This is a genomic window from Rhodococcus sp. NPDC057014 (assembly GCF_042673295.1).
In the GTDB taxonomy this organism is placed as follows: Bacteria; Actinomycetota; Actinomycetes; order Mycobacteriales; family Mycobacteriaceae; genus Rhodococcus_F.
The window spans coordinates 64,691-83,013 of record NZ_JBHUSF010000005.1; the positions used below are offsets into that span (position 1 = coordinate 64,691).

An 18,323-nucleotide genomic window follows, 5' to 3' on the forward strand; every position below is an offset into this window, starting at 1 on the left:
AACATCCGACCCCCCACGTTCATTGAAGGACCGGCATGACGTCTCCCCTGCCCACATCATCTGCCGCTCGCAAGAAGTGGCCCTGGATTACCGGCGGGATCGTCGTAGCCGTCGCCGCGGTCGCGTGCAGCAGCCCCGGACAGGACGGCCAATCGGCCCAGGCCTCATCCGTGTCGGCGACGCCCGCGGCTTCGACGGTAGCGGCTGCCACGTCGAGTTCCTCGACACCGGTGCCGGTTTCGTCTGCGCTGGCGCTCTCACCGGTCGCACCCGCGGTGGTCGGCGGCGCCGACGCGACCGCCGCACTGCAGCAGCTCGCCGGTCTCGAGATCAAGGGCCGCGCACCGAAGACCGGGTACGACCGGGATCTGTTCGGTCAGGCGTGGACCGACGACGTCACGGTCGAGGGCGGCCACAACGGGTGCGACACCCGCAACGACATCCTCGGGCGCGACCTCGTCCAGATCGTGTTCAAGCCGGGCACCCGCGACTGCGCGGTGCAGACCGGAACCCTGCACGACCCCTACACCGGCACCGCCATCTCCTTCGTCCGCGGAGAGGGCACGTCGAGCGCCGTGCAGATCGATCACGTCGTCGCGCTGTCCGACGCCTGGCAGAAGGGCGCTCAGCAACTCGACACCGCGACCCGAGTGAACTTCGCGAACGATCCGCGGAACCTCAAGGCCGTGGACGGCCCTGCCAACCAGCAGAAGTCGGACGGCGACGCCGCAACCTGGCTGCCCCCGAACAAGAGCTACCGGTGCACGTACGTGGCGGATCAGGTGGCGGTGAAGGCCGCGTACGGGCTGTGGGTGACGCAGGCCGAGCACGATGCGATCGCCCGGGTCCTCGAGGACTGCGGGGCAGCGACGCCGGCTGCGGCGCCCGCCCCGACCACCGACCCGGTCCCGGCCGTGGTGCCTGCACCGGCCCCCGTTCCCGTTCCCGCCCCGGCGCCCGCGCCCGTCCCGTTCGTGGACACGGCGGGGCCGAGCGACGTCTATTACAAGAACTGTTCGGCGGCCAAAGCGGCTGGTGCCGCACCGGTCCACCTCGGCGAACCAGGCTACGGCACACACCTGGACCGCGACGGCGACGGTGTCGGCTGTGAGAGCTGATCCGGGCCTGCCGAGACACGCACCGCCACCACCAGTTAACCTGAACTGCCTGCAGGGACGTCGGGTACCTGTAGTCATTTCTGTACATGTCAGAAAGATGAGACCGGCATGACCACTGCACCCGACGCACTCGGGCACCCCCCACATACGGACGAACCGCCAGTCGCCCGCGTCTTGGAGAAGCCGGCGTTGTCGGCGCGCGAGATCGAGGTTCTCCGCCACTGGCTGCGCGGCGACTCCAAGCTCGCCGTCGCCGCCGACCTCCACATCGCCCTCGGCACGGTCAACACCCACCTGACCCGCATCCGCGAGAAGTACGCACTCGTGGGGCGTGACGCGTCCACCAAGACGGCACTGCTGGTCCGGGCCCTCCAGGACGGCATCATCACCATCGCCGAGCTCTGAGGCCTATGCCCTGCGCAGGGCGTCCCGGTCGATCTCGGCCACCGACGTCAGACCACTGAGACCCATCGTGAGGTCGAACTCGGCGATCACGTTGGCGGTGGCGTCCCGCGCACCGGCCTGACCCGCCAGGGCCAGGCCGTACAGGTGGGGCCTGCCGAGTGTCACGGCGTCGGCACCGAGCGCCAGCGCCTTGAAGACGTCCGCTCCGGTGCGGATTCCGCTGTCGAGGAGCAGCGTCAGCCTGCCGTCGACGACGGGCGCGATGTCCACGAGAGCGTCCAGCGACGACACGCTGCCGTCGACCTGCCGCCCACCGTGATTCGACACGACGATCCCGTCCACCCCGGCATCGAGTGCACGCCGGGCGTCGTCCGGGTGGAGCACGCCCTTGAGCAGGATCGGCAGCGACGTCCTGCTGCGGAGGGTCTCGATGTCGGCCCAGCTCAGCGACGGCCGGGAGTAGATGTCGAGGAACGTCTCCACCGCGGCCCGCGGCTCCGGCGACCGCAGATTGTCGAGAAAACGGCCCGGGAAGCGCCGCGTCATCGACACCAGCGACCGGATGGCGCCGAGCGTCACCTCGACGTCCGGCTTCGTCGCCGCCGCCTTGATCCGGTCGTGCACGATCCGGCGGAATACCGGATCGGACGTGTACTGCGCGATCCCCTGCCCCTGCGCGAACGGCAGCGAACCGAGGTTGAGATCTTCCGGCCGCCAGCCGAGCATCGTCGTGTCGAGGGTGACGACGACGGCGTCGGCCCGGATGTTCGCCGCCCGCTGCAACAGGCTGTCGACGAGGTCGTCGTCGGTACTCCAGTACAGCTGGAACCATCGGGGCGCGTCGCCCATCGCCGCCGCGCTCTCCTCCATCGGGGCGCAGCCCTGGTTGGAGAAGATGTACGGCACACCCAGTTCGGCGGCGGCAGCGGCGATGGCCACGTCGGCCTCCGGCCTGGCCAGTTCGGCGGCACCGACCGGTGCGAGCAGCACCGGCGCCGGAATGCGGCGCCCGAACAGCTCGATCCCGATGTCGCGCTTCGAGACGTCGCGCAGCACCCGGGGAACGATCTGCCACTTGTCGAACGCGGCGCGGTTGGCCTGCATCGTGCGGCCCAGACCGGCGCCGCCGTGAACGTACGCCCACCCCTTCGCGCTCATCTTCCGCCGCGCGCGCCGCTCGAGGGTGTCGAAGTCGGTGGGAACGGAGGGCGTGCGGCCGAGGATGCCGTCGCGGTAGATCAGATTCTGGCGGGCCCGGCCCGGGCTGTCCTGGTTCTCGCTCGCAGACATGCGGCCGAGTCTTCCACAGCACGTCACTACCCGGCGCCGTGTCGCCTGGACGCGTAGGTTTGTGACCGGCACCACACCGCGCGCTGCCCCGACCCCCTGACGTCCTAGGAGACCGCGATGCCCGACCGTCCGTCCCTCACCGGCGCTCCCTGCTGGATCGATCTCACCAGTTCCGACCCGCAACAAGTCATTCCGTTCTACACCGGACTGTTCGGGTGGAGGTCCGACACCAACGAGGATCCGCAGTACGGCGGCTACTCGATCTTCAGCATGAACGGCAAACCCATTGCGGGCCTAGGCCCGCAACAGCAGGGCAACCCGTACGGCAACGTGTGGACCACGTACCTCGCGTCCGAGGACGCCGCGGCCACCGCGGCGAAGGCCGCCGACGCGGGCGGTCAGGTGATGATGCCCGCCATGGCCGTCGGCGACCAGGGCACGATCGCCATCCTCGGCGATCCCGCCGGCGCCGTCATCGGCGTGTGGCAGGCCGATCAGCACACCGGCTTCGGCCTCGTCGACGAACCCGGCGCACCCGTCTGGCACGAAACACTGTCGCGCAACTACGCGGCCGCGCTCCCCTTCTACGCGGACGTCTTCGGCTGGACGTATCAGACCCTCGGCGACACAGACGAATTCCGGTACTCCCAGGCCAACGTCGGCGACCGCACCGTGGCCGGCATCATGGACGCCGACTCGTTCCTGCCCGACGGCGTCCCCTCGTTCTGGCAGTTCTATATCGGCGTCGGCGACACCGACGCGGCGGTCGCGAAGGTGACCGAACTCGGCGGCGCGGTCCGGCGCGAACCGGAGGACACCCCGTTCGGGCGGCTCGCCTCCGTCGCCGACCCCCTCGGCGCCACGTTCCAGATCACCACCCTGCAGTCCTGACCTCGAGACGGTGGCGCGCAGGCCGCGCCACCGTCACACCGGGCCGAACGGCGCCTGCGCCTCCTTGGCGTCCCAGATGTCGAGGAGCGAGCGGAGAATTTCCTCCGACATGCCCAGGCCGCCGAGATGGCTTTCCCCGTGCATCGTGTGGAACTCGGCGTCGGGCAGCAGCGACACCATGTGCTGCCCGTGCCGGAGCGGGACGATGTGGTCGCAGTCGCCGTGCCACCACCGGACCGGGGTCTTCACCGCGTTCACCCGGAATCCCCAGTCCCGCGCGAACAGGACGAGGTCGGCGAACGGGGCACTGAGTTGCTTGCGGCCGCCGTTCAACAGATCGTCGAGGAACATCGCCTTGAACTCCGGCCTCGCGAGGAGACGGCGATCGCCCTCCGGCGACATCCGCCCGTACAGGTCGATGATCGGCGACGCGAACGGCCTCGCCAGCCTGATGACCGAACTCGCCGCCAGCCCGACCGGGACGCCGCCCGCCGACAGCACCGGGGCGGCCAGCACCGCGAGATCCATCAACCCGCTGCGGATCGCGTCGGGGCCCTTCGTCGGCGCGACACCCCCGAGGATGCCGGTCGCGACCACGCGGTCGGGCATCGCGTACGCCGCGGCGAGCGTGTAGGGGCCGCCGCCGGACAGGCCGATCACGGCCATCTGGTCGATGCCGAGCGTGTCGGCGACCGTGCGCAGGTCCTCGGCGAAGTCGATCACCGCGCCGTAGCGGTGCGGGGTCGACGACCCGACCCCCGGCCGGTCGATCCCGATCAGCCGCACGTGCTCGCGTTCGGCGAACGCCCGGGCCTCCATCGGCACCTGACGCCGCGCCCCGGGTGTGCCGTGCAGCCAGAACACCGCCCTGCCCTGCGCCGAACCGAACTCCGCGAAGCCGAGCCGACGCCCTTCTCCTACCGCGACCGTGCCCTCCAACTGTGGGCGTGCGATATCCACCATGCCCACAGCTTCGCACGTGACGGTCGTCACGTTTCCGGCCGGGACCCGCTCAGCGGTGTGCGGTGGACGTGAACTGGTAGGTGGCGGCGTCGACGATCTGCTCGGGAGACACCTCGATCTCACCGTTCAGCCACGCCGTCATGAGTTCGGCGAGCCCACCCACGAACAGCAGTGCGGTGATCTCGTCCTGCGGCGACGACCACGCCCGGTCGCCGTACAGTTCTCTCGCTTCCTCCGCCACCAGCAGCGCGAACGCCCGCAGCAGTTCACGTCTTCGGGTCCGCAGCGGTTCGGCGCCCGCCGATTCGATGATCGACACCCGCCCCTTCCGCGGGTCGGCCGTCAGGATCCCGACGAACGCCGCGATCGCCGCCCGCACCCTCACCTCCGGGTCGCCCGTCACGGTCCGGAGCGTGACCCGCGCAGCCTCGCCGATCTCCGCGGCGATCCCCTCGATCACCTGCACCAGCAGGTCGTCCCGGCCGCGGAAACTCTCGTAGAAATAGCGTTCCGTCAGTTTCGCCTCGGCGCAGATCGCGGTCATGGTCGCCCTGTCGCCGCCGACGGTCCCGAAGACCTGTAGCCCCGCTTCGAGAAGTCGCGCACGGCGTTCGGCGGCGCGCTCCTCCGAACTTCTCCCGCGGTACTGCCGCGCCGGCTGACTCATCACTCGATGTTGACAGACCACCCGGTGTGACGCACACTACAGACATCTGACATGGTGTCCTGTCACATACCCGACGAGGGAGTGCCCGTGCCCAAGGTTCTCGCTGCTCCGCCGCAGGAAAGCGCGCTCAGCCCCATCTCTGGGGATGCCGGATTGCCCGTCATCGGACACTCGCTGGAGTACTTCCGCGACCCGATGGGACTGCTCCAGAGCCGCTGGGACCGCTACGGCCCCGTGTCCTGGCTGAGCATGGCAGGCAAGAGGTGGGTCACCGTGCTCGGACCCGACGGCTGCCAGGCCGTGCTGCAGAACAAGGACCGCGCCTTCGTCAACAGCGACGGGTGGAGCGTGCTGATCGGGCCGTTCTTTCACCGGGGGCTCATGCTCCTCGACGGCGACGAACACCTCGTCCACCGGCGAATCATGCAGCAGGCCTTCACCCGGGACCGGCTGTCGCGCTACACCGAGGCACTGCACCCGGCCGTCGAGAAGGGGCTCGACGCCTGGCGCCCCACCCCGGGCTTCGCCGTGTACCCGGCACTGAAGGAACTGACGCTCGATCTCGCCACGAGCATCTTCATGGGCGGCGCCGAGGGGTCGACGCCACGGGAGATGGCCGAGGTGAACAGGGCCTTCATCGACTGCGTGCAGGCAGCCACGTCGGTGGTGCGGTACCCGCTGCCCGGGACCCGGTGGAAGCGTGGCATCGACGGACGCCGCCGACTCGAGGACTTCTTCCGCCGGTACCTGCCGGCCCGGCGCGCAGGTGCGGGCGAAGACCTGTTCTCCGCCCTGTGCCACATCGAATCCGAAGACGGACAACGGTTCAGCGACGACGACGTCGTCAACCACATGATCTTCCTGCTGATGGCGGCGCACGACACGTCCACCATCACGCTGTCGACGATGATGCAGTACCTCGGCCAGCACCCGCAGTGGCAGGAGCGCTGCCGGCTCCAGTCCGCGGCGCTCGGCACGTCCACCCCGGGCTACGCCGAACTCGACGAGCTCACCGACCTCGACCTCGTCATGAAGGAATGCCAGCGTCTCGTTCCGCCGGTCCCGGTGGTCGCGCGGCGAGCGGTCCGGGACACCGAGGTGCTCGGCCACTACATCCCGAAGGGCACATACATGTCGGTGGTCGTGCACTTCACCCACCACATGCCCGAGTACTGGCCCGACCCGGAGCGGTTCGACCCCGAGCGGTTCGCACCCGAACGCCGCGAGGACAAGGTCCACCGGTTCGCATGGGAGCCGTTCGGCGGCGGCGTGCACAAATGCCTGGGCATGCACTTCGCGGGCGCCGAGATCAAGACGGTCATGCACCACCTGCTGCAGCGATTCGACTGGCGGGTGAGCCCCGGCTACGTCGCCCCGCTCGACTACACCTCGCTGCCGTTCCCCTCCGACGGCCAGCCGGTGGACCTGTACTGAGCCGACTCCGTAGTGCAGCCCCGGCCGATCCACCATAGTGGGAGTCATGACCGTTACGGCACCCCCGCTCGACGTGTACTCGCAGCCCACGCTGTCCAACCTCATGCCGTCCGTGCTCGCTTCGCTCGGTGTCGCCGGCGAGCCCAACCGGCTGCACCTGCCCGACAGCAGACACGCCGTGGTGATCCTGCTCGACGGCCTCGGCTGGAGCCTGCTGCGTCGCCACCGCGAGCGCGCACCGTTTCTCGACAGCCTGACCGGACGGCCGATCCGGGCGGGATTCCCCACCACGACCGCCACCAGCATCGCGTCGTTCGGCACGGGACTGCCGTCCGGCGGTCACGGCATCACGGGCTACCAGTCATACGTTCGTGAGGTGCGCGGCACGATCAACTGGCTGTCGTGGCGCGCAGGCCACAAGGGCGACGAACTCACCCGGCTGGTTCCCGAGGTCCTGCAGCCCGCACCGACCGTCTTCGAGCGTGCCGCGGCAGCCGGTATCGCGTGCACCACCGTGGTTCCCGCGAAGTTCGACGGGTCCGGGCTCACCCGAGCCGTCCTCCGCGGCGGGAAATTCGCGGGAATACACGCGTACGGTGACCTGATCGCGCACGTCGTCACCGCGGCCCGATCCGGCGAGCGGACGCTCACCTACTGCTATCTCAGCGAAATCGACACCCTCGGGCACATCTACGGTCCGGGATCCGAACCGTGGCTGCACCAACTCGACCTCGTCGACCGGCTCGTCGAGAGACTCGCCGCGGAACTCGCGATCGCGCAACCGGGCGCCGCCCTCCACGTCACCGCCGACCACGGCATGGTCACCGTCGACGACGCCGACAAGATCGACTTCGACGACACACCCGCGCTCTCCGAGGGCGTGGTGGCGCTCGCAGGCGAGCCACGGTGCAGGCACGTCCACGCACGAGCCGGAGCCGCGCACGACGTCGCCGCCCGATGGAGGAGCGAACTGGGACACCGCATGTGGATCGGCACCAGAGACGAGGCCGTCACCGCGGGACTGTTCGGTCCCGCCGTGCGATCCGAGGTACAGGGCCGCATCGGTGACGTCGTCGCCGTCGCGCAGGGCGGCGTCGCGGTGGTCCGGCGCAAGGCGGAGTCGCGGCTGTCCGCCCTCCCCGGGCAGCACGGCGCGCTCACCGACGACGAGTTGCTGGTTCCGCTGTTGCTGGGCGCCGCGACGTAAACCCGGGTCGTTCACCGGCTCACCGGGCCACTCCTGATAGAAATGACGAACAGCGTTGATTTCAGGAGAGATTCATGCCCCGCTCTGCGGTACCGAACACCGGCTCCATCATCACGACCATCAGAACCAAGTGGCCCTGGATCCTCGCCGGCCTGCTCGTCGTCGTGCTCGTCACGATGCTCTCACCGGACCCCGACGGCACCCTCGCCTCCGGAACCGGACCGGCCGCACCGTCGGAAGCCACTGACGCACAACAGATCCAGACGGCGTTCACCCAGCTGTCCACCCTCGAGGTGAAGGGCAGGGCACCGAAGACGGGCTACGACCGGGAGCTGTTCGGCCCCAGCTGGACCGACAACGTGTCCGTCGCGCTCGGACGCAACGGCTGCGACACCCGCAACGACATCCTGCGCCGCGACCTCGTCGACATCACCTCGCGCGACCGCACCCGCGACTGCGTGGTGCAGACGGGCACGTTGCGGGATCTCTACACGGGCAACATCATTGCGTTCACCCGCGGCACGAAGACGTCGGATGCCGTGCAGATCGACCACGTGGTGGCGCTGTCGGACGCGTGGCAGAAGGGCGCTCAGCTCCTCGACGCGCAGACGCGGGCCGACCTCGCGAACGATCCCCGCAACCTGCAGGCGGTGGACGGGCCCACCAATCAGCGCAAGAGCGATGCCGACGCGTCGACGTGGCTGCCCCCGATGGCGGCGTACCGCTGCACCTACGTGGCACGGCAGGTGGAAGTGAAAGTGGCGTACCGACTCTGGGTGACGGCACCCGAACGCGATGCGATGGCCGCGGTGCTCACCGGCTGCGGCGCGCGGTGATCACGCTCCGGGCGGGGTGAGCCGGTTCTCGGAGCCGGTGTCGACCGCCGGGGCCGTCGCACCGGAATCCCAGTCGACGGAGTTGTTGGACCCGGTCAGCTCGAGGGAGTCGAGGGATACCGCGCGCACGAAGTTGTCGTTGCCGCTCACCGTCATCGCACCGGAGTCGTCCACGTTCAGGGAGTTCCCGCTTCCGCTGACCGAGATCCGCTCCGCCTGCTTGCCGACCACGGTCACGGCGTTGCCTTGCAGGTCGATCGATTCGACGACGTCGATGGTGGAACTGTTGCTGCGCCCCGAGATGGTGAGCGTTCCGGTCTGCCCGCCGACGACGTTGGTGTCCTGACCGCGCACGACGACCGCGTTCGACGTGGCGACGGTCGCCGAGACGCCGTTGGCCTCGATGGTGACGGTGCCGCACTCGCCCTCGAGGACGACCCCGGCACCGTCGCGGTTGACGATCACGTCGCGGCCCGCGCAGTCACCGCCCGAGTTCAGTTCCACCGCAGAGCCGGACACCGTGGAGGTGCCGGCCCCACCGGTGCTCCCTCCGCCGCAGCCCGCGAGGGCCACGGCGGAGGACATCAGCACCGCGACGGCGACCGACTGCCGGGTGACACCCATCGATCCCTGCTTTCCTGCCCCCGACGGGACCGGGTCAGTTCTTCGCGAGTACCGGCATCGTCACGACCTGGGCCGCGTAGGACAGCCCGGCGCCGAAGGCGAGCAGCAGGGCGGTGTCGCCGGGCTTGGTGGCTCCGGACTGCAGCAGTTCCTCCATGGCGAGCGGCACCGATGCCGCCGACGTGTTGCCGCTCTCGGCGATGTCGTCGGACACGGGCACACCCTCGGGAAGCTTCATGCTGCGCGCGATCACCTCGGTGATCCGCGAGTTGGCCTGGTGCGGGACGAACGCGTCGAGGTCGTCGACCGACATGCCCGCCTTCTCGACCGCCCGCAGCGCGACCTTGCCCATCTCGAAGGCGGCCCAGCGGAACACGGCGGTACCGGCCATCTTGATGTACGGACGCGTCGCACCCGGCGTCGTGATGTATTCGTACCAGTCCAGGTCCTGCACGATGGCGTCGGCCTGGGAGCCGTCCGAACCCCACTCCACCGGTCCGATGCCCGCGACGTCGCTCTTGCCGACGACCACGGCCCCGGCGCCGTCACCGAAGATGAAGCGCGTCGAGCGGTCGGTCGGGTCGGTGGTGATGCTCATCTTCTCGACACCCACCACGAGGGCGTAGTCGACGGATCCGCCGCGAACCAGGTCGGACGCCACCGTCAGCGCCGTGCAGAAGCCCGCACATCCACCGCCCAGGTCGAACGCTCCCGGCCCGTTGGTTCCCAGGGCGTCGGCCACCAGCGCGGCAGCAGGCGGTGTCAGCAGCAGGTACGTCGACGTGGCGACGATGACGCACCCGATCTGCTCGGGGTCGATCCCGCTCGCCTCGATCGCCTTGCGCCCCGCCTCGATGGACATCGTGACGACGTTCTCGTCCTCCGCCGCGAACCGCCGGTTGCGGATGCCCGAGCGCGACTGGATCCACTCGTCGTTCGAGTCGATCAGTTCACAGATCTCGTCGTTGGTGACGACCCGTTCGGGCCGGTACACGCCGAGCCCGAGAAGGGCGGACTGCCGACCTCCAGCCACGGTGGCAATCTGCTTTCCCATCGATCGATCTCCTCATCAGGTCCCGCGTGGTTACGCGCAGTGTGGACTTGTCGCCAGCACACGTTACGTCGGCGGCCGCCCCGCGGGTAGCACCGGTTCCTGTTACTCGCGGGTAATATCGGATCTGCAGGGGCACGGATGAAACGAACAGGGCGGTCGAATCGACACTTTCGGAAGAACAGACTTGTTAGACTTCTCGCGATTTCCAGCAGTTGATCACCGGTAGGGGGAGTGGTCTCTTCAGGCCACGCAGTGCCGCCTGCTGCTAGAGATGGAGTGACCTTCGTGAAGCGAACCAGAGCTCTTGCAGCAGCCTCGCTCGTCGGCGCGGCCGTGACGTTGATCGCATTCGCGGGCCCGGCCGCCGCGAACCCCAACGCCATCAATCCGATCCCCGGACTCAACGGCACCAACGGGATTCCGCACCTCACCGGACGCACCCAGGCGGTCGCTCAACAGACCGGCATGCTCAGTCCCAACCGCACCCAGGACGCCAACGTCCTCGGCACCGACCTCGGCATCATGTGGGACAACGGCCAGGGCCAGGTCCTCACGGCGTTCGGCGACTCCGCCGGGCTCGGACTGCCCAACCTGCTGTCGGGCAGCCTGTGGGCCTGGCGCAGCAGCACACTCTTCCGCAGCTCGGACGGCATCCTGTCCGACGGGATGAACTTCGACAGCTCACCCCGCGACATCTTCGGCCAGTCCAAGGAGCTCGTCCCCAGCCCGAAGATCCCGTTCGTCGAGATCAGCCGCATCCCCACCGCAGGCGTCGCCGTCGGCAACACCCAGGTGCTGAGCATGATGTCCGTGAAGAACTGGGGTCCGGCGGGCACGTGGGACACCAACTACTCCGGCCTCGTCTACTCGCAGGACAACGGCGAGAACTGGACCGTCGCCCCCGAGACGCAGCGCCCGAACGTCGGGGGCAACGCCAACTTCCAGATGAGCGCGTTCGTCAAAGCCGACGGCTTCGTCTACCAGTACGGCACACCCGCCGGGCGCGGCGGACTCGTCCACATCGCCCGCGTCCCGGAACCCCAGATCATGGACCTCGGCGCGTACGAGTACTTCGACGGCGCCAAGTGGATCAAGGGCAACCCCGACGTCGCCAAGCCGATCATGCCGGGCGGCGTCGGCGAATTGTCCGTCGCGTACAACGAGTACCTCGGCCAGTACCTCATGCTGACCACCGACCAGTACAACTCGGTGGTCATGCGGCGCTCCCCGTCGGTCACCGGACCGTGGGGACCACCCGAGGTGCTCGTCGACACCCGGGAACTCCCCACCGCGTACGGCGCCTACATCCACCCGTGGTCGTCGGGCCGCGACCTCTACTTCCTCACGACGGTGCACAACAACTACAACGTTCTCCTGATGCGCACCACGCTCACTCCGTAGCGGTCGTACTAGCGTCGGGGCATGGATGCAGCTGCCTGGGACGAACGGTATTCACAGAGCGAACTGGTGTGGGGCGCGCCACCCAACGCCGTCGTGGTCGAGCAGGTCACCGCACTCCCGCGCGGTCGCGCGCTCGATCTCGCGTGCGGGGAGGGCCGCAACGCGCACTGGCTCGCCACCCGCGGCTGGGAGGTGACGGGGCTCGACTACTCGGCCGTCGCCCTCGACAAGGCCCGCCGGGTGGCCGCCGAAGCGCCCCGCTCGGTCCGGGAACGGCTCGACTACCGCGTCGCCGACGTCACCGAGTCGGACCTCGGAGGCGAGTACGACCTCGTGCTCATGATTTACCTCCATCTCGCCCCGGAGGAGCGTCTGCAGGTTGTGAACCGCGCCATATCCGCGCTGAAACCTGACGGAATCCTCATGATTTTGGGGCATGACGCCGTTAACTTGTCGCAGGGAGTCGGGGGTCCTCAGGACATCGAAATCCTGTACACACCAGATGATTTGGTGACCATGCTCGGCGGTCGCCTGAACGTGGACGTCGCCGAACGGCGATTCCGCGACACGGACGCGGGAACGGCGATCGACGCACTCCTCGTCGCACACCGCCCGAGTCTTGGCAGTCCGGTAAATGGCGCGTAATATCGCTGATGTTACCGACGAGTAATAACTTGGGCGGTACTCACGGATAGACCGCACCATCTCACTGGGAGAGACAGAAGACATGGGCCATTACAAGAGCAACGTCCGCGACCTGGAGTTCAACCTCTTCGAGGTACTCGGTCTCGAGCAGCCGCTGAGTGACGGCGTGTGGGGCGATCTCGACGCCGACACCGTCCGCAACATGCTCAGTGAAGTTGCCCGCCTCGCCGAGGGACCGCTGGGCGAGTCCTTCGCCGACGCCGACCGCAACCCTCCGGTCTTCGACCCCGAGAACCACACCGTCACCCTGCCGGAATCCTTCAAGAAGTCGTTCCGCGCACTGTGGGACGCCGAGTGGTACCGCATGGGACTCTCCGAGGAGATCGGCGGCGTCCCCGTGCCGCGATCCGTCGTGTGGGCTATCGGTGAGCTCATCCTCGGCGCCCAGCCGGCCGCGCACATGTACCAGGCCGGACCCGCGTTCGCGGACGTGCTGTTCCACAACGGCACCGAAGAGCAGAAGAAGTGGGCCGCCACCTGCGTCGAGCGCGGCTGGGGCGCCACCATGGTCCTCACCGAACCCGATGCCGGTTCCGACGTCGGCGCAGGCCGCACCAAGGCCATCAAGCAGGACGACGGCTCCTGGCACATCGAGGGCGTCAAGCGGTTCATCACGTCCGCCGACTCCGACGATCTGTTCGAGAACATCTTCCACCTCGTCCTGGCCCGCCCCGAGGGCGCAGGCCCCGGCACCAAGGGACTGTCGCTGTTCTTCGTCCCGAAGACGCACTTCAACTTCGAGACCAACGAATTGGGCGAGCGCAACGGCGTCTTCGTCACCAACGTCGAGCACAAGATGGGCCTGAAGGTCTCTGCCACGTGTGAGGTGACCTTCGGCGGCCACGGCATTCCCGCCCAGGGCTGGCTCGTCGGCGAGGTCCACAATGGCATCGCGCAGATGTTCGACGTCATCGAGCACGCCCGGATGATGGTCGGCACCAAGGCGATCGCCACCCTCTCTACCGGCTACCTCAACGCCCTCGAGTACGCGAAGGAACGCGTCCAGGGCGCAGACCTCACGCAGATGACGGACAAGGCCGCCCCGCGCGTCACCATTACGCACCACCCCGACGTCCGTCGCGCCCTCGCCATGCAGAAGGCGTACGCCGAAGGCCTGCGCGCCGTGTACCTGTACACCGCGGCGCACCAGGACGAGGCCACCGCCAAGCTGGTGTCCGGCGCCGACAAGGACCTCGCGTTCCGTGTCAACGACCTGCTGCTCCCGATCGTCAAGGGCGTCGGCTCCGAGCGGGCCTACCAGTACCTGACGGACAGCCTGCAGACGTTCGGCGGATCCGGCTTCCTGCAGGACTACCCGATCGAGCAGTACATCCGTGACGCCAAGATCGACTCGCTGTACGAGGGCACCACCGCCATCCAGGCGCAGGACTTCTTCTTCCGCAAGATCGCCCGCGATCGCGGCGTGGCACTCGCCCACGTCGCAGGCGAGGTCAGGAAGTTCATCGACACCGAGGCAGGCAACGGCCGCCTCAAGGCCGAGCGCGCCCTGCTCGCCACCGCCCTCGAGGACGTCCAGACCATGGCCGCCACCCTCACCGGGTACCTCATGGGCGCGCAGGAGCAGCCGTCCGAGCTGTACAAGGTCGGCCTCGGCTCCGTCCGGTTCCTGATGTCCGTCGGCGACCTCCTCATCGGCTGGCAGCTTCTGCGCCAGTCCGAGATCGCGATCAAGGCCCTCGACGAAGGCGCCTCCGACAAGGACAAGGCGTTCTACGAAGGCAAGGTCGCCATCGCGTCCTTCTTCGCGAAGAACGTGCTGCCCGAGCTGACCGCCACCCGCGGCATCGTCGCCAACCTCGACAACGACATCATGGAGCTCGACGAAGCAGCGTTCTGATCGGCCTCACACGGCCCGGTGGCTGGGGATTCGTCCCCGGCCACCGGGCCTTTTCGTGCCCTGACCGGTTCGCCGCACCACTTCTCGGTCCACGAACCCCTTCTCGGGCCCGACAGGTAGTGCGCGGGCCGAGAAGGAGTGCGGGAGTTGTCCACAACCTTCGGTTCATCCACAGGCAGGTCCGCCGGACCGGATTCCCGGCGCCGTCCGGACGAGAATCGTTCCCATGGAACACGACCCGGAAGCGATGCTGCGACGCCAGGACGCATTGGGTCGCGGCTACAGCGACGACGAGATCCGGCGCCTGTGTACGCGCGGCGAGTGGCACCGCATCGGCCGCGGCGCGTACCTCTCCGCAGCGGTGTACTCGGCACTCGGCGACGAGGAACGCCATCGCTTCCTGATCGACTCGACACTTCACGCCCTCTCCGACGACGCGGTGCTCAGCCACCAGTCCGCGGCGGTCGTGTACGGACTGCCGCTGTGGCGAACGGCCCTCGACCGCGTGCACGTCACCCGAAACCGGCGGGGAGGCGGCCGGGTGAAGCGGCGAATCACCGTGCACTGCGCCCCGATCGGAGAGCACGTGGCGGTGGTGGACGGGCACTCGCTGACCCTCCCGGCGCGGACCGTCGTCGACCTGGCGAGGACGCTGCCGTTCGAGCAGGCAGTCGTGGCCGGCGACGCGGCGGTCCGCAGGTTCGGCATCAGCCGCGACGAACTGGATGCCGAACTCGCCCTCGCCACGGGGCGGCACGGAATCGACGCGGCACGCAGGGTCGTCCGGTTCGTGAGCGGGCACAGCGAAAGCGTCGGGGAATCGCGAAGCCGGGTGATGTTGGCGCGGGCCGGGCTCCCTGTTCCCTCCCAGCAAGGTGAGGTGTTCGACCCCGGCGGGCGCCGTGTCGGGCGCGTCGACTTCCACTTCGACGGCGTCGTGCTCGGGGAGTTCGACGGACGCATCAAGTACGGACGGCTGCTGAAACCCGGTCAATCGCCCGGCGACGCAGTGTTCGCCGAGAAGCAGCGCGAGGACGCACTGCGCGACCTCGGGTTCCAGGTGGTGCGGTGGACCTGGGACGATCTCGAGTCACCCGCGCAGGTGGTGGACCGGGTCCGCCGCGCAATCGCCCGTGCCGAGTCGCCGCGAGGCTGGGCCGTCCAGGCGCCGCTGCCGTCCGCGCATCCGCTCACGGTGCGAGCGCTGTAGACGCACCACTTCTCTGTTCACGCAGAAATTTTCGGGCCCACGAGGGGGTGCGCGAACAGAGAACGAGTGCGGCTACTCGCCTTCGTTCGGCTTCGGCTTCGGGGTGGTGCTCGGGTTCTCGGCCGGAGCGGACGGGGCGGGCGAGGCGGCGGGGGTGCGCTCGTCGGGCTTGGGCGCGCCGGGTTCCTCGCACTTCACGATCGGGACGGGGTCGTAGCGGACGGTCCTGGTGTCCCGGGAGATCTCCTGGCCGGTGGCGTGATCGGAGATCACCCGGGTGTCGCTGGCGGTGAATCCCGGTGCGCCGCTGGAGGCGATGCAGTGGTCACCGGCGGGCAGGGTGACCGTGTCGGGTTGCGTCGGCTTGGTGCGGTTGCCGGTGATCGACTCGACGTCGACCGACTTGGTGCCCCAGAACCGGATGGTCAAATCCGAGGCGCCGCCGATGGCCTGGATCATCACACCCGTCTTTCCGGTGTTCCGGAACTGCAGGTCGATGGCGCCCTCGAAGACGGTGGCCTCCCGTGCCTCGGGGTACCGCGAGATGTAGTACGAGTGCTCGGTGTGCGCGACGTCCTCCATGCCGGCGAAATACGCGGCGTTGTAGAGCGTCGTCGCCACCTGGCTCACACCGCCGCCGACGGCGGTGTCCGGTCGGCCGTTGTTGATGATGCCCGACTCCACGTAGCCCTGCGCCGTTCCGCGCGGACCGGTGTACCCGTTCAGCGAGAACGTGTCGCCCGGCTTGATGAGCGCCCCGTTGATCTCGCTGGCAGCGAGCCGGATGTTCGTCCCGGACGCCGCCGAGAAACCGCCGGTCGTGAACTCGCCGACCACTTCCTTCACACCCAGCGCCTGCGCGGCCTCCGTCGTCAGGGCAGGCGGGACCGGCCCGTACACCGCGGGGGTGGTGTGAGAACCGTTGCCGCGCAACACCTCGGGCATGGTCTCCAACGTCTTGGGCCACTGCACCAGATCGCCCACGACCGCGGGCACGACGGCGGGCGATCCCCCGTCGAGCGTGATCTTCGCATCCTTCGGAACGATCTCCGTCGACACGAGCTGCGGGGCGAGGATGCCGGTCGCGGCCTCGAAGTTGTACGTCGGTTTCAACCCGCCGCTGCCGTCCGGTTCGAAGCCGACGACGGCACCGATCTGCTGACGCGGCACGGTCGCGACCTTGCCGTCGCGACCGGTGACCACCAGATCGGCGGACGCCGCCGGCACCGCCACGTCGTCGAGCGCCCGCTGGACACCCTCCTGCGTCACCGTCACGGGCACGACGTCGACCGGCAGATCCACCGTCCGGCCGAACGCCCACTTCTCGATCAGCGCCGCCTCGGCACCCTCACCGTTCAAGTTCTGCCCGGTCGACGGATCCACCGGGACGGGGGTCGCGCCCTCGAACACGACGGTCCCCTCGCGGGACGCGCGGTCGGTCTCACTGCGCAGGCCGTCGACGGCGGACGCCAGCGCGGTCTCGTCACGGGTCGACACCACCCCGATCTCGTCGGCGGTGAAGAACGACGCCACCCTGGTGAACGGGTTGAGCGGCTGCGAATGGGCCCGGTCGAGGGTGGCTTCCCAATCGACCCCGAGCCCGGCGGCGGACGGCACGAGTTCCGTCGACACGTCACCGGCCTGCACCGTCAGCGGCTGACCGACGCGGGGGCCGACCTGCGCCTGCAACGTGGCCTCCGCCTCCTCGCGGGTCGAACCACCCACGTCGACGCCCGCCACCGTCACCCCGCGCGGGACCTTTCCGGAGGACACCGCGAGGTCCGCGGCGTACGCGACGCCGATCACGGCGATCACACCACCGGTGATCGCGGCCACCTTCACCCACGAGGCACGGGCCGGAGCCTTCTCGGCCGGCTCCTCCGCGGGCTGCGGTTCCGGTTGCGGCGGGACCGGCAGCGCGGCCGGCGGGGCCACCACCGTCGGGTCCTCGGCCGGCGTCGTGTACGCCTGCGTCGGACCGGGAACGGGACCCGGCGGAATCGCGGGAATCACCTGCGTGACGTCCTCGTTCGCCGGCGGCTCCACCCACAACGGGGCCTGCTCCTCGGACCTTTCTCCCAGGTCACCGAGGTCCAACTGCGTTGTCGGGGCCTCGTCGGCACTCGGCTGCGTTGTCGGGGCCTCGTCGGCACTCGGCTGCGACGTCGGAGCGTCGTCGGGAGGCGTCACCTCGTCCGCTTCCGGAGCGGGCTCGGTGGCCGCGTTCTCGGGTTCGACGCTGTCGGGCGTCGCGTCAGGGTCCGGCGTCGACCGTTCGGGTGCAGTGCTCCCCTTGTCGCCGTCTTCGTCGTTCACCGTGGCCCTCTCACCGAGTTGTCCTTCGTGCGGGCCTCAGCTTGCCGTCGGTGCTCGTTGCATTTCAAGCGCGATCCGATCCGAGCGAGGCCCGGTCGAGACCCCCACGTCAGCCTACCGGCCGCCGGAAATGCAAGAGCCCCGCGCTGCTGCCAGGTCGGGGGTCAGGCAGCAACACGGGGCTGACAGGGATATCGCCAGCTAATCTCCAGCGTTACACCTGTCGGAAAAGTTTTCGGGGATCCGGCCACCCCTCGTTGCCGGACCCCCGCTCGCACCGCGCACACGCTGGCCTTTCCGGTCTCCCAGCTACCGGAAAGGCCGGTCGGTTCACGCCTCTATGA

Annotated in this window: 16 protein-coding genes; 10 read left to right on the plus strand and 6 right to left on the minus strand. The window is 68.7% G+C overall.

Going from position 1 to position 18,323, the window contains the following annotated elements; translation table 11 throughout:
* Positions 1–35: 35 nt before the first annotated feature.
* Together ACFTZB_RS02050 and ACFTZB_RS02055 are read left to right on the plus strand one after the other, a co-directional pair.
* The gene (locus ACFTZB_RS02050) at positions 36–1,118 is read left to right on the plus strand and encodes a DUF1524 domain-containing protein (RefSeq protein WP_378429873.1); all 1,083 of its coding nucleotides are present in this window, start codon (positions 36–38) and stop codon (positions 1,116–1,118) included.
* Positions 1,119–1,226: 108 nt separating this feature from the next.
* Positions 1,227–1,523, plus strand: a complete 297-nt coding sequence (locus tag ACFTZB_RS02055; protein WP_378429874.1) for a response regulator transcription factor — start codon at positions 1,227–1,229, stop codon at positions 1,521–1,523.
* Positions 1,524–1,526: 3 nt separating this feature from the next.
* On the opposite strand, the gene ACFTZB_RS02060 is transcribed toward ACFTZB_RS02055, so the two are convergent.
* Entirely contained in the window at positions 1,527–2,813 is a 1,287-nt protein-coding gene (locus ACFTZB_RS02060; protein WP_378429875.1) for an alpha-hydroxy-acid oxidizing protein, read from the minus strand.
* 117 nt (positions 2,814–2,930) lie between these two features.
* Between ACFTZB_RS02060 and ACFTZB_RS02065 the strand changes: the two genes are divergently transcribed.
* The gene (locus ACFTZB_RS02065; RefSeq protein WP_378429876.1) at positions 2,931–3,704 is read left to right on the plus strand and encodes a VOC family protein; all 774 of its coding nucleotides are present in this window, start codon (positions 2,931–2,933) and stop codon (positions 3,702–3,704) included.
* Positions 3,705–3,737: 33 nt separating this feature from the next.
* Here the strand turns inward: ACFTZB_RS02065 and ACFTZB_RS02070 are convergent, their stop codons facing one another.
* Positions 3,738–4,667: an alpha/beta fold hydrolase gene (locus ACFTZB_RS02070; RefSeq protein ID WP_378429877.1), complete on the minus strand. Its 930-nt coding sequence runs from the start codon at positions 4,665–4,667 to the stop codon at positions 3,738–3,740.
* A gap of 49 nt (positions 4,668–4,716) precedes the next feature.
* Positions 4,717–5,334: a TetR/AcrR family transcriptional regulator gene (locus ACFTZB_RS02075; RefSeq protein ID WP_378429878.1), complete on the minus strand. Its 618-nt coding sequence runs from the start codon at positions 5,332–5,334 to the stop codon at positions 4,717–4,719.
* An 87-nt stretch (positions 5,335–5,421) separates the two neighbouring features.
* Here ACFTZB_RS02075 and ACFTZB_RS02080 point away from each other — a divergent pair, with 87 nt between their 5' ends.
* The 3 genes from ACFTZB_RS02080 (at position 5,422) to ACFTZB_RS02090 (ending at position 8,811) form a co-directional block, all read left to right on the plus strand.
* Positions 5,422–6,768, plus strand: coding sequence for a cytochrome P450 (locus ACFTZB_RS02080; RefSeq protein ID WP_378429879.1), 1,347 nt, complete (start codon positions 5,422–5,424; stop codon positions 6,766–6,768).
* A gap of 46 nt (positions 6,769–6,814) precedes the next feature.
* Positions 6,815–7,975 (plus strand): alkaline phosphatase family protein, encoded by a 1,161-nt coding sequence (locus tag ACFTZB_RS02085; protein WP_378429880.1) that lies wholly within the window; start codon positions 6,815–6,817, stop codon positions 7,973–7,975.
* A gap of 74 nt (positions 7,976–8,049) precedes the next feature.
* The gene (locus ACFTZB_RS02090) at positions 8,050–8,811 is read left to right on the plus strand and encodes an HNH endonuclease family protein (protein ID WP_378429881.1); all 762 of its coding nucleotides are present in this window, start codon (positions 8,050–8,052) and stop codon (positions 8,809–8,811) included.
* Here the strand turns inward: ACFTZB_RS02090 and ACFTZB_RS02095 are convergent, their stop codons facing one another.
* A complete protein-coding gene (locus ACFTZB_RS02095) occupies positions 8,812–9,435 on the minus strand; it encodes a DUF3060 domain-containing protein (RefSeq protein WP_378429882.1) in 624 nt (207 codons plus the stop codon).
* Positions 9,436–9,469: 34 nt separating this feature from the next.
* Positions 9,470–10,489 (minus strand): beta-ketoacyl-ACP synthase III, encoded by a 1,020-nt coding sequence (locus ACFTZB_RS02100; protein ID WP_276137226.1) that lies wholly within the window; start codon positions 10,487–10,489, stop codon positions 9,470–9,472.
* 285 nt (positions 10,490–10,774) lie between these two features.
* Here ACFTZB_RS02100 and ACFTZB_RS02105 point away from each other — a divergent pair, with 285 nt between their 5' ends.
* The 4 genes from ACFTZB_RS02105 to ACFTZB_RS02120 all read left to right on the plus strand — a co-directional run bounded on the left by ACFTZB_RS02105 (position 10,775) and on the right by ACFTZB_RS02120 (position 15,663).
* Positions 10,775–11,890: a DUF4185 domain-containing protein gene (locus tag ACFTZB_RS02105; RefSeq protein ID WP_025431974.1), complete on the plus strand. Its 1,116-nt coding sequence runs from the start codon at positions 10,775–10,777 to the stop codon at positions 11,888–11,890.
* Positions 11,891–11,911: 21 nt separating this feature from the next.
* Complete coding sequence (locus ACFTZB_RS02110) at positions 11,912–12,535, plus strand: class I SAM-dependent methyltransferase (RefSeq protein ID WP_378429883.1); 624 nt, start codon at positions 11,912–11,914, stop codon at positions 12,533–12,535.
* Between the two features lie 82 nt (positions 12,536–12,617).
* Positions 12,618–14,453 carry an acyl-CoA dehydrogenase gene (locus tag ACFTZB_RS02115; RefSeq protein ID WP_378429884.1) on the plus strand — a complete coding sequence of 612 codons (1,836 nt, stop codon included), beginning with the start codon at positions 12,618–12,620 and terminating at the stop codon, positions 14,451–14,453.
* A gap of 226 nt (positions 14,454–14,679) precedes the next feature.
* Positions 14,680–15,663: a hypothetical protein gene (locus tag ACFTZB_RS02120; protein ID WP_378429885.1), complete on the plus strand. Its 984-nt coding sequence runs from the start codon at positions 14,680–14,682 to the stop codon at positions 15,661–15,663.
* 72 nt (positions 15,664–15,735) lie between these two features.
* On the opposite strand, the gene ACFTZB_RS02125 is transcribed toward ACFTZB_RS02120, so the two are convergent.
* Positions 15,736–17,979, minus strand: coding sequence for a VanW family protein (locus ACFTZB_RS02125; RefSeq protein WP_378429886.1), 2,244 nt, complete (start codon positions 17,977–17,979; stop codon positions 15,736–15,738).
* Positions 17,980–18,323: the final 344 nt, after the last annotated feature.

What these genes read in the sequence shown, in the direction of transcription:
- ACFTZB_RS02115 (WP_378429884.1), top strand. Translation starts at nt 12,618, where the DNA reads ATGGGCCATTACAAGAGCAACGTCCGCGACCTGGAGTTCAACCTCTTC.
- ACFTZB_RS02120 (WP_378429885.1), top strand. Translation starts at nt 14,680, where the DNA reads ATGGAACACGACCCGGAAGCGATGCTGCGACGCCAGGACGCATTGGGT.
- ACFTZB_RS02050 (WP_378429873.1), top strand. Translation starts at nt 36, where the DNA reads ATGACGTCTCCCCTGCCCACATCATCTGCCGCTCGCAAGAAGTGGCCC.
- ACFTZB_RS02100 (WP_276137226.1), bottom strand. Translation starts at nt 10,489, where the DNA reads ATGGGAAAGCAGATTGCCACCGTGGCTGGAGGTCGGCAGTCCGCCCTT.
- ACFTZB_RS02110 (WP_378429883.1), top strand. Translation starts at nt 11,912, where the DNA reads ATGGATGCAGCTGCCTGGGACGAACGGTATTCACAGAGCGAACTGGTG.
- ACFTZB_RS02070 (WP_378429877.1), bottom strand. Translation starts at nt 4,667, where the DNA reads ATGGTGGATATCGCACGCCCACAGTTGGAGGGCACGGTCGCGGTAGGA.
- ACFTZB_RS02090 (WP_378429881.1), top strand. Translation starts at nt 8,050, where the DNA reads ATGCCCCGCTCTGCGGTACCGAACACCGGCTCCATCATCACGACCATC.
- ACFTZB_RS02085 (WP_378429880.1), top strand. Translation starts at nt 6,815, where the DNA reads ATGACCGTTACGGCACCCCCGCTCGACGTGTACTCGCAGCCCACGCTG.
- ACFTZB_RS02060 (WP_378429875.1), bottom strand. Translation starts at nt 2,813, where the DNA reads ATGTCTGCGAGCGAGAACCAGGACAGCCCGGGCCGGGCCCGCCAGAAT.
- ACFTZB_RS02095 (WP_378429882.1), bottom strand. Translation starts at nt 9,435, where the DNA reads ATGGGTGTCACCCGGCAGTCGGTCGCCGTCGCGGTGCTGATGTCCTCC.
- ACFTZB_RS02075 (WP_378429878.1), bottom strand. Translation starts at nt 5,334, where the DNA reads ATGAGTCAGCCGGCGCGGCAGTACCGCGGGAGAAGTTCGGAGGAGCGC.
- ACFTZB_RS02065 (WP_378429876.1), top strand. Translation starts at nt 2,931, where the DNA reads ATGCCCGACCGTCCGTCCCTCACCGGCGCTCCCTGCTGGATCGATCTC.
- ACFTZB_RS02055 (WP_378429874.1), top strand. Translation starts at nt 1,227, where the DNA reads ATGACCACTGCACCCGACGCACTCGGGCACCCCCCACATACGGACGAA.